General features: G+C 69.2%; 8 protein-coding genes. 5 read left to right on the top strand and 3 right to left on the bottom strand.

Annotation, left to right across the window (positions count from 1 at the left end; translation table 11 throughout):
- Positions 1-58: 58 nt before the first annotated feature.
- Positions 59-1,603: a glycosyltransferase family 87 protein gene (locus OG956_RS17580; RefSeq protein WP_330338920.1), complete on the bottom strand. Its 1,545-nt coding sequence runs from the start codon at positions 1,601-1,603 to the stop codon at positions 59-61.
- 130 nt (positions 1,604-1,733) lie between these two features.
- Positions 1,734-4,460, bottom strand: coding sequence for a transglycosylase domain-containing protein (locus tag OG956_RS17575; protein ID WP_330338919.1), 2,727 nt, complete (start codon positions 4,458-4,460; stop codon positions 1,734-1,736).
- Positions 4,461-4,856: 396 nt separating this feature from the next.
- Between OG956_RS17575 and OG956_RS17570 the strand changes: the two genes are divergently transcribed.
- The 3 genes from OG956_RS17570 (at position 4,857) to OG956_RS17560 (ending at position 8,077) form a co-directional block, all read left to right on the top strand.
- Entirely contained in the window at positions 4,857-5,534 is a 678-nt protein-coding gene (locus tag OG956_RS17570; protein WP_330338918.1) for a PadR family transcriptional regulator, read from the top strand.
- Between the two features lie 43 nt (positions 5,535-5,577).
- On the top strand, positions 5,578-6,660 hold the full coding sequence (locus OG956_RS17565) for an inositol-3-phosphate synthase (protein ID WP_330338917.1): 1,083 nt from the start codon (positions 5,578-5,580) through the stop codon (positions 6,658-6,660).
- A 127-nt stretch (positions 6,661-6,787) separates the two neighbouring features.
- Positions 6,788-8,077: an MFS transporter gene (locus tag OG956_RS17560; RefSeq protein WP_330338916.1), complete on the top strand. Its 1,290-nt coding sequence runs from the start codon at positions 6,788-6,790 to the stop codon at positions 8,075-8,077.
- 113 nt (positions 8,078-8,190) lie between these two features.
- Here the strand turns inward: OG956_RS17560 and OG956_RS17555 are convergent, their stop codons facing one another.
- On the bottom strand, positions 8,191-9,657 hold the full coding sequence (locus OG956_RS17555) for a CCA tRNA nucleotidyltransferase (RefSeq protein WP_330338915.1): 1,467 nt from the start codon (positions 9,655-9,657) through the stop codon (positions 8,191-8,193).
- A gap of 301 nt (positions 9,658-9,958) precedes the next feature.
- On the opposite strand from OG956_RS17555, the gene OG956_RS17550 reads away from it, so the two are divergent.
- Together OG956_RS17550 and murJ are read left to right on the top strand one after the other, a co-directional pair.
- Positions 9,959-12,340: a DUF6049 family protein gene (locus OG956_RS17550; RefSeq protein WP_330338914.1), complete on the top strand. Its 2,382-nt coding sequence runs from the start codon at positions 9,959-9,961 to the stop codon at positions 12,338-12,340.
- Positions 12,341-12,385: 45 nt separating this feature from the next.
- Positions 12,386-14,749: a murein biosynthesis integral membrane protein MurJ gene (gene murJ, locus OG956_RS17545; RefSeq protein ID WP_330338913.1), complete on the top strand. Its 2,364-nt coding sequence runs from the start codon at positions 12,386-12,388 to the stop codon at positions 14,747-14,749.
- Positions 14,750-14,817: the final 68 nt, after the last annotated feature.

Genomic DNA, 14,817 nt, shown 5'->3' with positions numbered 1-14,817 from the left:
GCCGTACGCGCATCCCGCGTGTACGGCCTTCTTCATTTCTGTCCGACAGTATGTTCGCTCAGAGCGAACCATCCTCCATGGAGGCGGACGCCGGCCTGCCCCAGTCCACCTGGGCCCCTTCGAAGTGCGCGGCGTGCCGCGGCGGGTGAGCTGCGGCGCCGAGCACGAAGACGTCCTCCGCGCCGTCGAGCACCCCACCCGAGGGGTCGTCGTCGCCCGAGCGGCGCACGACGTCCCGCTCCGGCATGAGGATGTCCCGTACGACGACGGCGCACAGGTACAGCGTGCCCACCAGGTGCAGCACGATCGCCCAGTGATAGCCGTGCGTCGGCAGCCCCTTGTGGGCGTCACCGCTGGTCGTGTACGCGAGGTACATCCAGATGCCGAGGAAGTACGCCACCTCGCACGCCTGCCAGATCAGGAAGTCACGCCACTTGGGCCGTGCGAGGACCGCCAGCGGCACCAGCCACAGGACGTACTGCGGCGAGTAGACCTTGTTGGTGACGATGAAGGCCGCCACGATCAGGAAGGCCAGCTGGGCGAAGCGCGGCCGGCGCGGCGCGGTGAAGGCCAGCGCGGCGATGCCGAGGAAGGACAGCACCACCAGCACCATCGCGGCGGCGTTCACAAAGCCGGTGCTCGGCGGGTTGCTGGAGTTCTGGGCCCAGATCAGCCAGAACGAACCGAAGTCGACGCCCCGCTCCTGGCTGAACGTGTAGAACTTCGACCACCCCGGGAACGCGGACAGCATCACCGGCAGGTTCACCGCGAGCCAGGCGATCACCGCGCCGCCCACAGCCTGTGCGTACTCCCGCCATTTGCCGGCGCGCCAGCACAGCAGGAGCAGGGGGCCCAGCAGGAACACGGGATAGAGCTTGGCGGCCGTGGCGAGGCCCAGGAGGACGCCGAAGGCGACAGGACGGCTCCGGGACCACATCAGCATCGCGGCGGCCGTGAGCGCCACCGCCAGAAGGTCCCAGTTGATGGTCGCGGTGAGCATGAAGGCGGGCGCCAGGGCGACCAGCAGGCCGTCCCAGGGGCGGCGGTGGTGGGTGCGGGCCACGCAGACGGCGATGACGGCCGCGCACACCATCAGCATCCCGGCATTGACGAACCAGTACCACTGCTCCTGGTGCTGGATGCCGCCGCTGTGGGGGGTGAGCCAGGACGCCACCTCCATGAACAGGCCGGTCAGCACCGGGTACTCGAGGTAGCCCATGCCTCCGGACATGTCGTCCGGCAGCTTGTCGTAGTACGGCACGAGATGGTCGGCGAATCCGCGGCCCTGGTAGAGGTGCGGAATGTCGGAGTAGCAGGCCTTCGTGTACTGGCTGCTCGCGCCGAAGAACCAGGCGCTGTGATAGCAGGGCGCCTTCTGGACCAGGCCGAGGGCGAACATGCCGATCGCCACGAGCGCCACCACCCGTACGGGGGTCCACCAGGAGGTCCCGAGCAGCGCGCGCCGCCCCAGAGGACCGCCGATCAGCTCGCTGCCGGCCCGGGCGATCTCGTCCTCACTGGTCGGACGCACCGGTTCTGCCGTGGCGGGCCGCACGGGCTCGGGCTCGTACCTGCTCGCAGGCGTCATCTCTGCACTGGGCATGGGGCACATCCTGCCGTACCTGTCTAGGAAAACGTCGTGGGCCGCCGCACCTGGTGAAGTGCGGCGGCCCATGTTTCACGTGAAACACCCGTGGCGGTCGAAATGCTCGCCAACCGGTCAGGCGTGGCGGCTAACCGGTCTTACCGCCGAAGAGGCCCCCATTGCCATTGCCCCGGGTGTTGCCTCCGGCCCCAGTCGTGTCCGTGACGCTCGGCGACGGATCGGTGCCTCCTGTGGTGCCACCCGTGTCCGTACCGCCGTTGGCACCGCCGTTGGCGCCACCGTTGCCGTTGCAGTTGTTGGTCCAGCTCCACTGGCAGGTGTTGCTCGCCGACGGGGACGGAGCCGAGGACGACACGCTGGGCGACGGGGACGGCGACGGGCTCGCCGTCCGGCTCTGGCTGACCGAGGGGGTCGGTGCCGGACTCGGCTCGGCGTTGAGCACCTTACCGATGGGCTCCGGAGTCGGGAACTTCATGACCGGCTCGTTCGCCAGCGCCTGGGCCATGTAGTCGTGCCAGATCTCGGCCGGGAACGAGGCACCGTGGATCTTCTCCTGGCCACCCGTTCCGTACATCTCCAGGAACGTCCGGTTCTTGTTCTTCGCGTTGTCGTCCAGCCGGAACATGCTGATCGCGGTCGACAGCTGAGGGGTGTAGCCGACGAACCACGCGGACTTGTTGCCGTCCGTGGTACCGGTCTTACCGGCGACCTCGCGACCGGGGAGCTGCGCGTGGGTACCGGTGCCCTTTTCCACCACGGTCCTCAGCACGTCGGTCACGTTGTCGGCGACCTGCGGGGTGAAAGCCTCCGTGGACTTGTCCCGGTGCTGGAAGACCACACCGTCCTTGTCGCTCACCTTCACGACGGAGTAGGGGTCACGCTGCTGACCGCTGGCCGCGAAAGTGCCGTACGCGGAGGCCATGCGAATGGCGCTCGGGTCCGACGTACCGATCGAGAAGGAGGGGTAGTTTGAGCTGGCGAGGCTGCTCTCGAGAATGCCGGCGTCCATGGCACTCTCCTTGACCTTGTCCAGTCCCACGTCCATGCCGAGCTGGACGTAGGCGGAGTTGACCGAGTACTGCATCGCCTCGCGGAGGTCGATCTTGTAGTTCGGCGGGTCTCCGACGGACTCACCGCCGTCGTTGGTCTGCAGCCACTCCTTGCCGTCCTTGTCGGTCCAGACCGTCCCGTCGTAGTTCTTGATCTTGAGCTTGTTCTTGCCGCTGTACAGGCTCTTGGGGGAGACGACCGTACGAGCGTCCTGCGGCTGCGACTCCGGACCGTGCGGGTTGCGCACACCCCACTTCATGGCCGCCGCCAGGACGAACGGCTTGAACGTCGAACCCACCTGGGCACCGGTCGAGTCCGCGTTGTCGGTGAAGTGCTTGGTCGCGTCCTCGCCGCCGTAGATGGCCTTGATGGCGCCCGTGGCCGGGTCCACGGAAGCCCCACCGAACTGGACGTGGGTGTCCGTGTCGGGGCGCTGCTTCGGTTTGATGTTCGCCTTCTGGACCTTCTTCACAGCGGCTTCCAGCTGGTTGACCTTCTTCTTGTCGAAGGTCGTGTAGATCTGGTAGCCGCCCTTCTGCAGATCGTCCGCGGTGATGTGCGTGGCCGGGTTGTTGACCAGGTACGCCTTGGCGAGGTCGACGAGATAGCCGATCTGGCCTCCCAGCTGGCCGTTCGACCGGGGGTTCTGGATCTTGGGGAGGGTTGTGTACTTGGCGCGCTCCGCAGGGCTCAGGTGGCCGTATTTGACCATCTTGTCGAGGGTGTCCTGCATCTGGGCCAGGGCACGCTTGCTGTTGGCCTCCGGGGTCGCCGCGGGATCGAGGGACGTCGCGCCCGCCGGGTCGTAGTACGTGGCGCCCTTGACCATCGCCGCGAGGAAGGCGCACTCGCCCGCGTTCAGCTTCGTGGCGTCCTTGTTGAAGTAGGCCCGGGACGCGGCCTGGAGGCCGTAGGCCCCGCGGCCGAAGTACGTCGTGTTGAGGTAGCCCTCCATGATCTGGTCCTTGGGGACCTGGGCTCCCACCTTGATCGCGACGAAGATCTCCTTGAACTTCCTGGACAGCGTCTGTGCCTGGTCGTTCAGCATCGCGTTCTTGACGTACTGCTGGGTGATGGTCGAGCCACCCTGGGTCTGGCCGCCGCGGGCCATGTTCAGGACAGCACGGGCGATGCCCTTCGGGTCGATGCCGCTGTCCGTCTCGAAGGTCTTGTTCTCCTGCGAGATGACGGCGTAGCGCATGTCCTTCGGGATGCTGGCGAAGTTCATGTTCTGGCGGTTGACCTCACCGCCGGTCGCGACCATCACCGAGCCGTCGGACCAGTAGAAGACGTTGTTCTGCGCCTTGGCGACCGCTGCCTCGTTGGGAACCGTCACCATCGCGTACGCGATGCCCGCCACCGCCACCAGACTTCCGACGAAGCCGATGAACAGCCCGGAGACGAGCTTCCAGGAGGGCACCCAGCGGCGCCAGCCGTACCGGTCGGCCCTGGGGTAGTCGATGATCCGCTTCCTGCCGGGGGCCGTCGCCGCCCGGCCTCTGCCGCGCCCGGGACCGGTCGGGCCGCCGCGCCGGCCGCCCGGACCCGCGTTGTCGGCGCCTCTGCGGCGACTGCCTCTCTGCGCCGCCCGGCGGGCCTCGGCACGGCTGCCGTAGGGGCGCTCCTCACTTCCCGGTCCGCTGCGACCCGACCCATAGGAACTGGACCCATAGGAGTCGGCTGGAGATCCGGTGGCGCCTCGCGGTGCCGCGCGGCGGCCGGAGGACGAGCCGGGCTGGCCGCGTCGGGCCGCGGCACGTCCGCCTCCCTGCGGCTGCGGCGGTTTGCGACGGTGCTCGCTCATCGAACGATTACTCCTCGGGCAGGCGCACCCGTGCGCGCCTGGAACGGCGGCTGGTTTCCGGTCCCCCCGAAGTACGGATGTGGTCGGTTCTGCATTCACCCGTACTGCACCGGGGACGACGACGCTCCCCAGGTGTCACGTGGTTCCCGGTGCTGTGCATGCCGCACAGACTACGCACCGCCAAAACCCGCCGAGCCGTGAAGTTCACCCCAAATCAGGCAACTTGCCTCAGGTGAACCGGTGATGTGATCCCGTTCACCACCGTCCCTCTTGTCGCCTGCGGAAGGCCGTTCTATCGTCGTGATGTATCGAGTCGATACATCAGCGCGAGATAAAGGCGCTGAGAGGCACGGCGAGACCCGCGTGAGCGATCAGCGGGACCGAGAGGAGGCGACGATGAGCCGACGTTCCGGCATCCTCGAGTTCGCCGTGCTCGGCCTGCTCCGCGAGTCCCCGATGCACGGCTATGAGCTGCGCAAACGACTCAACACGTCCCTGGGTGTGTTCCGTGCGTTCAGCTACGGGACGCTGTACCCCTGCCTCAAGACGCTGGTCGCCAACGGCTGGTTGATCGAGGAACCGGGCAGCACCCACGAGGACGCCGCTCCGCTCGCCGGACGCCGGGCGAAGATCGTGTACCGATTGACGGCAGAAGGTAAGGAGCACTTCGAGCAGCTGCTCGCGCAGACCGGCCCCGACGCGTACGAGGACGAGCACTTCGCCGCACGCTTCGCCTTCTTCGGGCAGACGTCGCGCGATGTGCGCATGCGCGTGCTCGAGGGCCGGCGCAGCCGCCTGGAGGAGCGTCTGGAGAAGATGCGCGCCTCCCTGGCGCGCACCCGGGAGCGCCTCGACGACTACACACTCGAGCTCCAGCGCCACGGGATGGAGTCCGTGGAGCGCGAAGTGCGCTGGCTGAACGAGCTCATCGAGAGCGAGCGGGCCGGACGGGACCTGAAGGGTGCCGCATCCGGGGGGCCCGCTCAGCAGGACACCACCAATGGATCGACGGGCGGCCTGCCCCGTCGCGGGGACACCCCCCGGACGGATACGCCCGACGACACCGCCACGTGAGACCCACTCAGGGCCTCACTCGTACACACAGGGAGCAACCGGAATGGGTTCGGTTCGCGTAGCCATCGTCGGCGTGGGCAACTGCGCCGCGTCGCTGGTGCAGGGAGTCGAGTACTACAAGGACGCCGACCCGGCGTCCAAGGTCCCCGGCCTGATGCACGTGCAGTTCGGTGACTACCACGTGCGCGACATCGAGTTCGTCGCCGCGTTCGACGTCGACGCCAAGAAGGTCGGCCTCGACCTCGCGGACGCGATCGGCGCCTCCGAGAACAACACCATCAAGATCTGCGACGTGCCCAGCACCGGTGTCACCGTCCAGCGCGGCCACACCCTCGACGGCCTCGGCAAGTACTACCGCGCCACCATCGAGGAGTCCGCCGAGGAGCCGGTCGACGTCGTCCAGGTCCTGAAGGACAAGCAGGTCGACGTCCTGGTCTGCTACCTGCCGGTCGGCTCTGAGGACGCGGCGAAGTTCTACGCCCAGTGCGCCATCGACGCCAAGGTCGCCTTCGTCAACGCCCTCCCGGTCTTCATCGCCGGCACCAAGGAGTGGGCGGACAAGTTCACCGAGGCCGGTGTGCCGATCGTCGGTGACGACATCAAGTCCCAGGTCGGCGCGACCATCACGCACCGCGTCATGGCGAAGCTGTTCGAGGACCGCGGTGTCATCCTCGACCGCACGATGCAGCTGAACGTCGGCGGCAACATGGACTTCAAGAACATGCTCGAGCGCGAGCGCCTGGAGTCCAAGAAGATCTCCAAGACGCAGGCCGTCACCTCCCAGATCCCCGACCGGGACCTCGGCGAGAAGAACGTCCACATCGGCCCGTCCGACTACGTGGCCTGGCTGGACGACCGCAAGTGGGCCTACGTCCGCCTCGAGGGCCGCGCCTTCGGTGACGTCCCGCTGAACCTGGAGTACAAGCTCGAGGTCTGGGACTCCCCGAACTCCGCGGGTGTCATCATCGACGCCCTGCGCGCCGCGAAGATCGCCAAGGACCGCGGCATCGGCGGCCCGATCCTGTCGGCGTCGAGCTACTTCATGAAGTCCCCGCCGGTCCAGTACTTCGACGACGAGGCCCGCGAGAACGTCGAGAAGTTCATCCGCGGCGAGGTCGAGCGATAGTCCGACCCGGCACGGCGCGCCAGGGTGCCTGACGGCGCCCGCTCGCCCGAGAACGCTCCTGCCAGGGCTGTGAAGGTCCCCGGGTTCCCTGACCCGGGGACCTTCCGCATATGTGAGGCTGTGCCCCATGCCCGTCGTCCGTGACCTGCGCGTCCTGTTGCGCCTGCGGTACTTCCGGCGCCTGCTCTCCATTCGCCTGCTGTCGCAGGGCGCCGACGGCGTCTATCAGGTCGCGCTCGCCGCGTATGTGGTCTTCTCCCCGGAGAAACAGACCTCGGCCACCGCCATCGCCGAGGCGATGGCGGTCCTGCTGCTCCCCTACTCGCTGGTCGGCCCGTTCGCGGGCGTCCTGCTGGACCGCTGGCGGCGCCGGCAGGTCTTCGTGTACGGCAATCTGCTCCGCGCCCTGCTGGCCGCGGCCACCGCGGTGCTGATGGTCAGCCATGTCCCGGACTGGCTCTTCTACGCCTCGGCGCTGTGGGTCACGGCCGTCAACCGCTTCGTCCTCGCCGGGCTGTCCGCCTCGCTGCCGCGCGTGGTGGACACCGAGCGCCTGGTGCTCGCAAACTCCCTGAGCCCGACGGCCGGCACGCTCGCCGCGGCCGCGGGCGGCGGCCTCGCCTTCGCCGTACGGCTCATGGCATCCGGCTCCGACGCCGCCGTGGTCCTCCTCGGCGCCTTCCTCTATCTGTGCGCCGGCCTGGCCTCCCTGACCGTTCCTCCCGGGCTCCTCGGCCCGGACCGGCGGCCGGCACGGCCGCGCATGGCCACTGCCCTCGCCGAGACGGCACGGGAGCTCATAGCGGCCGTCCGCCATCTGGCCGCTCCCCGCCGCAGGGCAGCCGCATGGGCGCTGGCCGCGATGACGCTGATGCGCTTCTGCTACGGCGCGCTTCTCGTCCTTCTGCTGATGCTGTGCCGGTACGCCCTGTCGGCAAGCCCCGAGAGCGGACTCCGGCTGCTCGGCCTCGCACTGGCACTGTCGGGAGCCGGGTTCTTCGCGGCAGCCGCAGTGACACCGTGGTCGGCGGGACGCCTCGGCCCTGGCCGCTGGATCGTGGTGTGCTCCGGTGCCGCCACGCTCCTCGAGCCGGCCCTCGGCCTCCCGTTCGCCACCGGCCCCCTCCTGGCCGCGGCCTTTGTCCTGGGCCTCACCACTCAGGGGGCGAAGATCGCCACGGACACGATCGTCCAGTCCTCCGTCGACGACGGCTTCCGCGGCCGGATCTTCTCCGTGTACGACGTGCTCTTCAACGTGGCCTTCGTGGGGGCCGCCGCAGTGGCGGCCCTGATGCTGCCGCCGGACGGCCGCTCGGCTCTTCTGGTGATCCTGGTCGCCTTGATCTACGGCGGAGTGACCGCGGCCATGGCCCATTCCGAGCGACGCCGAGACGGCATTCCTGAGGGGAGCGGGTGACGCACAGACGAAGAGGGGCGATGTTTCACGTGAAACACCGCCCCTCGCTCGCTCACGGCCCTGCTGCATGTTTCACGTGAAACATCGCCGCCCGGGCTGGCGCCCGCCACAGATCAGCTCTGCTCGGCCCACCAGTCCTTGAGAGCCGCTACCGCCGCGTCGTGCTCCATCGGGCCATTCTCCAGGCGCAGCTCCAGCATGTGCTTGTACGCCTTGCCGACGACCGGGCCCGGGCCGACGCCCAGGATTTCCATGATCTGGTTGCCGTCGAGATCCGGGCGGATCGCGTCCAGCTCCTCCTGCTCCTTGAGCTGGGCGATGCGCTCCTCCAGGCCGTCGTAGGCCCGTGACAGCGCGGCTGCCTTGCGTTTGTTGCGGGTGGTGCAGTCCGAGCGGGTCAGCTTGTGCAGACGGTCCAGCAGCGGGCCCGCGTCACGGACGTAACGGCGCACCGCCGAGTCCGTCCACTCTCCGGTGCCGTACCCGTGGAAGCGCAGGTGGAGCTCGACCAGCCGTGAAACGTCCTTCACCAGCTCATTGGAGTACTTCAGGGCGGTCATGCGCTTCTTGGTCATCTTGGCGCCGACCACCTCGTGGTGGTGGAAGGAGACCCGGCCGTCCTTCTCGAAGCGGCGGGTGCGCGGCTTGCCGATGTCGTGCAGCAGCGCGGCCAGCCGCAGGGTGAGGTCGGGGCCGTTCTCCTCCAGGGCGATCGCCTGCTCCAGGACGATCAGCGTGTGGTCGTAGACGTCCTTGTGCCGGTGGTGCTCGTCCCTCTCCAGACGCAGGGCAGGCAGCTCCGGCAGCACATGGTCGGCGAGCCCCGTGTCCACGAGCAGGCTCAGCCCCTTGCGCGGGTGCGCGGAGAGGATCAGCTTGTTCAGCTCGTCCCTGACCCGCTCGGCCGAGACGATCTCGATGCGTCCGGCCATCTCCGTCATCGCGGTGACGACCTCGGGGGCGACCGTGAAATCGAGCTGGGCGGCGAACCGGGCGGCCCGCATCATCCGCAGCGGGTCGTCCGAGAACGACTCCTCGGGCGTGCCCGGCGTCCGCAGCACGCGTGCCGCGAGGTCCTCCAGGCCACCGTGCGGGTCGATGAACTCCTTCTCCGGCAGGGCCACGGCCATGGCGTTGACCGTGAAGTCCCGGCGGACCAGATCCTCCTCGATGGAGTCGCCGTACGACACCTCCGGCTTGCGGGAGGTGCGGTCGTAGGCCTCCGACCGGTACGTCGTGATCTCGATCTGGAAGTTCCAGTCGGTGTCCGCGACGCGGGCGCTCTTCTGCGCGCCGACGGTGCCGAAGGCGATGCCGACCTCCCAGACCGCGTCCGCCCACGGCCGGACGATCTTCAGTACGTCCTCGGGACGGGCATCGGTCGTGAAGTCCAGGTCGTTGCCGAGCCGGCCGAGCAGCGCGTCGCGTACCGATCCGCCGACCAGGGCGAGGGAGAACCCCGCCTCCTGGAAACGGCGGGCGAGATCGTCGGCGACGGGCGCCACCCGCAGCAGCTCGGCGACCGCGCGCTGCTGCGCCTGGCTCAGGGCAGAGGGAGTGTCTTCGTTCGGGTTCGGCACAACAGAAGAGGGTACGTGCCCCGGCGACCAGGAGCTGCCTTCATTTCATCCACGGGCGGCCCGGTGAAGATCGCGGAACGGCCCGGTGAAAGAGGCGGTGGACACCTGGCGCCATACCCGTGCAAGCGCTGCTCTTACGGCGTACAAAAGGTCTTCCCTCGATACTGGATATAGAGGACAGGTCGCCGGTGTTTCCCGATCTTGTGATGGAGACCGCGGCACTTCCACTCAGCGCGCATCGTTACCATGCGTGGACGCACATTCCGACGACCACTGACGACGACGAGGGACGGGCGAGCGCGTGGCCGAGGCGGCTGACATCCAGGGGACCCCTGCCTCACCTGCCCGCCGGTGGCTACGACGCACCGGCGCGCTGCTCGCCGGTGCGCCTTTGCTGGCCGGGCTGCTCCAGCTGCCCGCCGCCGCACCCGCCCAGGCCGCCTCCTCGGGCACGGTGGCCGTCGACCTGGACTCGCTGACCCCCAGCGCGCCCACGGACGGCGACACGCTGACCGTGTCGGGCACGGTGACCAACCACGGCAAGCAGACCGTCACCGGCGCGCACGTGGACCTGCGGGTGGGCCCCCTGCTGGACACCCGCTCGGAGATCGACTCGCTCGCCCAGCACTCCGACGACCTGCAGGGCGGAACCGGCTCCGAGGTCGGCGGCAAGTACACGGAGAAGTTCGCCAAGCTGTCCCCGGGTGTCGCGGAGCACTTCAGCATCTCCGTCCCCGTGTCCAAGCTCGATCTCGGTGACGACGGCGTCTACGCGTTCGGTGTCTCCCTCTCCGGACAGACCGCGGCCCAGCCCTGGGACCAGATGCTCGGCATCCAGCGGACGTTCCTGCCGTGGCAGCCGTCCGAGGCAGACATCAAGACCAAGACGACGTACCTGTGGCCGCTGATCTCCACGGTCCACATGACGGCCAAGACGGGAGCCGGTGAGCTTCAGACACCGGTGTTCCGCAACGACGACCTGGCCAAGGAACTCGCACCGGGCGGCCGGCTGGCCCAGATGGTGGAACTGGGCAGGGACCTCGACGTCACCTGGGTGATCGACCCGGACCTGCTGGCCTCGGTGGACGCGATGGCGACCGGCAACTACCGGCTGCCCGGCGCCGGCGGCACCACCACACCGGGCCCCAAGGATCACCAGGCGCTCGCCAAGCAGTGGCTGGCGCACCTGCAGGACGCGGTGGCGGGCAAGGAGGTCGTCGCGCTGCCCTTCGCCGACCCGGACCTGGCGTCCCTCGCGCACAACGGCACCAGCGTCACCGGTTCGCTCAGCCACCTCAAGGACGCCACCGACGTCGCCGCCACCACCGTCAGGACCGTGCTCCACATCACGCCGAGCACCGACTTCGCCTGGCCGGTGGAGGGCGCCGTCGACCCCGCGATCATGAAGGTCGCGACCTCCGCCGGAGCCGACCGCGTGATCGCCCGCAGCGACAGCCTCCAGGAGAACGCCGGACTGCCGTACACGCCTTCCGCGGCCCGCCCGGTCGGCTCGGGCACCACGGCCGTGGTCGCCGACGCCCGGTTGTCCACGGCCTTCGAGGGCGACCTGACGAAGGCGGACTCGGCCACACTCGCCGTGCAGGAGTTCCTGGCGCAGAGCCTCGAGGTGAACGCGCAGACGGACAAGCAGCGCAGCATCGTCGTCGCCCCCCAGCGCATGCCCACCGCGAGCCAGGCACAGGCGATGGCCGCGGCGTTGAAGGCGCTCCAGGACGGGAACTGGTCCCAGTCCCAGAACCTCTCCGCGGCGGCCAAGGACAAGCCGGACCCGAACGCCACCACGCGCATCCCGCCGACGTCGGCCTACCCCTCCTCGCTGCGTTGGCACGAACTGCCCCGCTCCGCCTTCGAGCAGATCGCGCGCACCCAGGACAAGCTCGACAGCTTCCAGGTGATCCTGTCCGACCAGTCCCGCGTCGTCACGCCGTTCGGCCGGGCCATAAACCGTGAGATGTCCACGTCCTGGCGCGGCAGGAGCGGTGAGGCCGAGAGTTACCGGGACGGCGTGGAGCAGTGGCTGGACGAGCTGGCCGACCAGGTCAAGCTGATCGACAAGTCGGAGACCAAGCTCTCCGGCCGCAGCGCGACCATCCCGGTGACCGTCCAGAACAATCTCGTCCAGCCGGTCGGCCATCTGGTGCTGCGGCTCACCTCGACCATGCCGACCCGTCTGAAGATCGGCGGCAAGGCCTACTACGAGCAGCCGGTGGAGATCTCCGGCGGCCACAGCCAGTCCGTGAAGTTCACCACCTCGGCCAACGCCAACGGCCGGGCGACGGTGATCGCCCAGCTGTACACCGAGGACGGCCAGAAGTACGGCGCCCCCGTCAGCTTCGACGTGAAGGTCACCGAGATCACGCCGACGGTGATGCTGGTCATCGGCGGCGGTGTCCTTCTTCTCGTCCTCGCCGGTTTCCGTATGTACACCCAGCGCAAGCGCGCGTCGGCCGGCCAGACGGAGGAGGGCGGCCCCGACGCTGCAGAGCAGGCCGGCGAGGAGTCCCGGAACCCCGACGCGCCCGCCGACCGTCTCCCCCAGGAGCCGGAGGATTCCGTCTCCTCCTCCGGGGCAGACGACCCGGAGCACCCGAGTGACCCTGCGCCGGACACCGCACCGGAACGCACCGACCCGTCCGGGACGGGTGAGAGAGTGGACCGTTGAGCGAGGTCATGGCCAGTGGGCCAGGGACGATGAGGTGGGGTAAGCATGAACGCGCCGTACGACGGTGACCGCGGCCAGGGCGCGGCCGGCTCGGGCTACCCCGAGACGCCGCCGGAGCCCGGCCAGGTACCGCCGCAGCACGCGGCGGACATGTACCCCCAGGACGCCTACGACCAGGACCCCTACCGGCCGCAGGACCCCACCGCTCAGGACCCGCGCGGTGCAGCGCGGTACGACCGCGCCGCCCATCCGCCGCCCGCTCCGGGCGGCTACCAGCAGCAGCCGTACGGCCGGCCCGCCGAGCAGCCGTACGCCCCTGACCCGCGTGGCTGGGGGCAGACACCGGCGCAGGAGCCGGAGGGTCCCGCCGCGTACGGGCCCTACGGCGACGATTCGCGTACCCACCAGTTCGTGGGCGTGGACGACCCGGTCACGCACTCGGCCGAGGGGTACCACGAGCCTGACGCGTTCGCCCACCTCTTCAAGGATCAGCAGCACAGTGGCGGGCAGGCACCCATGGATCCGCCGGCCTACGCGCGGCCGGCCGCCGCTCCGGGCGGCGGTTACGGCCCGGCGGGCCAGTACCCGCCGGCGCACGGACAGGGCCCCCAGCAGGGCAGCCCGTACGCCGAGGCCGCCTACCCGGCCGCCCCAGGAGCCCCGGGAGCCCCGGCGCAGCCGCCGGTGCCCGCCCCGGCCGCGGCCCCGGATCCCGCCGCTCCGCACGGCGCCGCGCAGCCCGAGGCGGCGGCTCCCGCGGACGCGCCCGCGAAGAAGGGCGGCAAGGCCGCCGGGCTGCTGAAGTCCAGCGCCGTGATGGCGGCGGGCACGATGGTCTCCCGCCTCACCGGTTTCATCCGCTCCGCCCTGATCGTCTCGGCGCTCGGCCTCGGCTTCCTCGGCGACTCCTTCCAGGTGGCCTACCAGCTGCCGACGATGATCTACATCCTCACGGTCGGCGGTGGCCTGAACTCCGTCTTCGTGCCGCAGCTGGTGCGGGCGATGAAGGAGGACGAGGACGGCGGCGAGGCCTTCGCCAACCGGCTGCTGACCCTGGTGATGGTGGCCCTGGCCGCGCTGACCGGCCTCGCGATGTTCGCGGCGCCGCTGCTGGTGCGCATGCTGTCCAACCCGGTCGCCTCCAACCCGGCGGCCAACGACGTGGCCGTCACCTTCACCCGCTACTTCCTGCCCTCGATCTTCTTCATGGGCATCCATGTGGTGATGGGTCAGATCCTCAACGCGCGCGGGAAGTTCGGCGCGATGATGTGGACCCCGGTGCTGAACAACATCGTCATCATCGTGACGCTGGGCATGTTCATCTGGGTCTACGGCACCGCCGCCCACTCCCACATGACGGTCACGAACATCCCGCCGGAGGGCCAGCGCCTGCTCGGCGTCGGTGTGCTGCTCGGCCTGGTCGTCCAGGCGCTGGCGATGATCCCGTACCTGCGCGAGACCGGCTTCCGGATCCGGCTGCGGTTCGACTGGCGGGGCCACGGCCTGGGCAAGGCCGCGATGCTCGCCAAGTGGACGGTCCTGTTCGTGCTCGCGAACCAGGCCGGCGCCATGATCGTCACCCAGCTGTCCACGGCGGCCGGCAAGGACTCCGGCACCGTCGGCACCGGTTTCGCCGCCTACGCCAACGCCCAGCTGATCTGGGGCCTGCCGCAGGCCATCATCACGGTGTCCCTGATGGCGGCCCTGCTGCCGCGTATCTCGCGCTCGGCCGCCGAGGGCGACGGCGGCGCGGTCCGTGACGACATCTCCCAGGGCCTGCGGACCACGGCCGTCGCCATCGTCCCGATCGCCTTCGGCTTCCTCTCGCTCGGCATCCCGATGTGCACGCTGATCTTCGGCTCGTCGGGCACCGGCGAGGCCACGAACATGGGCTACATGCTGATGGCCTTCGGCCTCGGCCTGATCCCGTACTCGGTGCAGTACGTCGTCCTGCGGGCCTTCTACGCCTACGAAGACACCCGGACGCCCTTCTACAACACCGTCATCGTGGCCGCCGTCAACGCGGGCGCCTCGGCACTGTGCTACTTCCTGCTTCCCGCCCGCTGGGCGGTGGCCGGTATGGCGGCCGCCTACGGTCTCGCCTACGCGATCGGTGTGGGCGTCGCCTGGCGGCGGCTGCGCAAGCGGCTCGGCGGCGACCTGGACGGCACCCGCGTCATGCGGACGTACGCGCGCCTGTGCATCGCCTCGGTGCCGGCGGCCCTGCTCAGCGGCGCGGCCTGCTACGGCATCGGGCACACCCTCGGCCAGGGCGTCATGGGCTCCTTCGCCGCGCTGCTCGCCGGTGGTGCCGTGCTGCTCGGGGTCTTCTTCGTCGCCGCCCGCCGGATGCGCATCGAGGAACTGAACTCGCTCGTGGGCATGGTCCGCGGGCGTCTGGGCCGCTGAGGCGGGGGTAGGCGCACAACCATCGTCCGCCGCCGTGTGTCGTGCATAGCGGCGGACTGTGGGCACAA

It is taken from the genome of Streptomyces sp. NBC_00557, assembly GCF_036345995.1.
Taxonomy (GTDB): Bacteria; Actinomycetota; Actinomycetes; order Streptomycetales; family Streptomycetaceae; genus Streptomyces.
The sequence above is the reverse complement of the archived record's forward strand: the minus strand, read 5'-3'. Positions and strand labels throughout refer to the sequence as shown.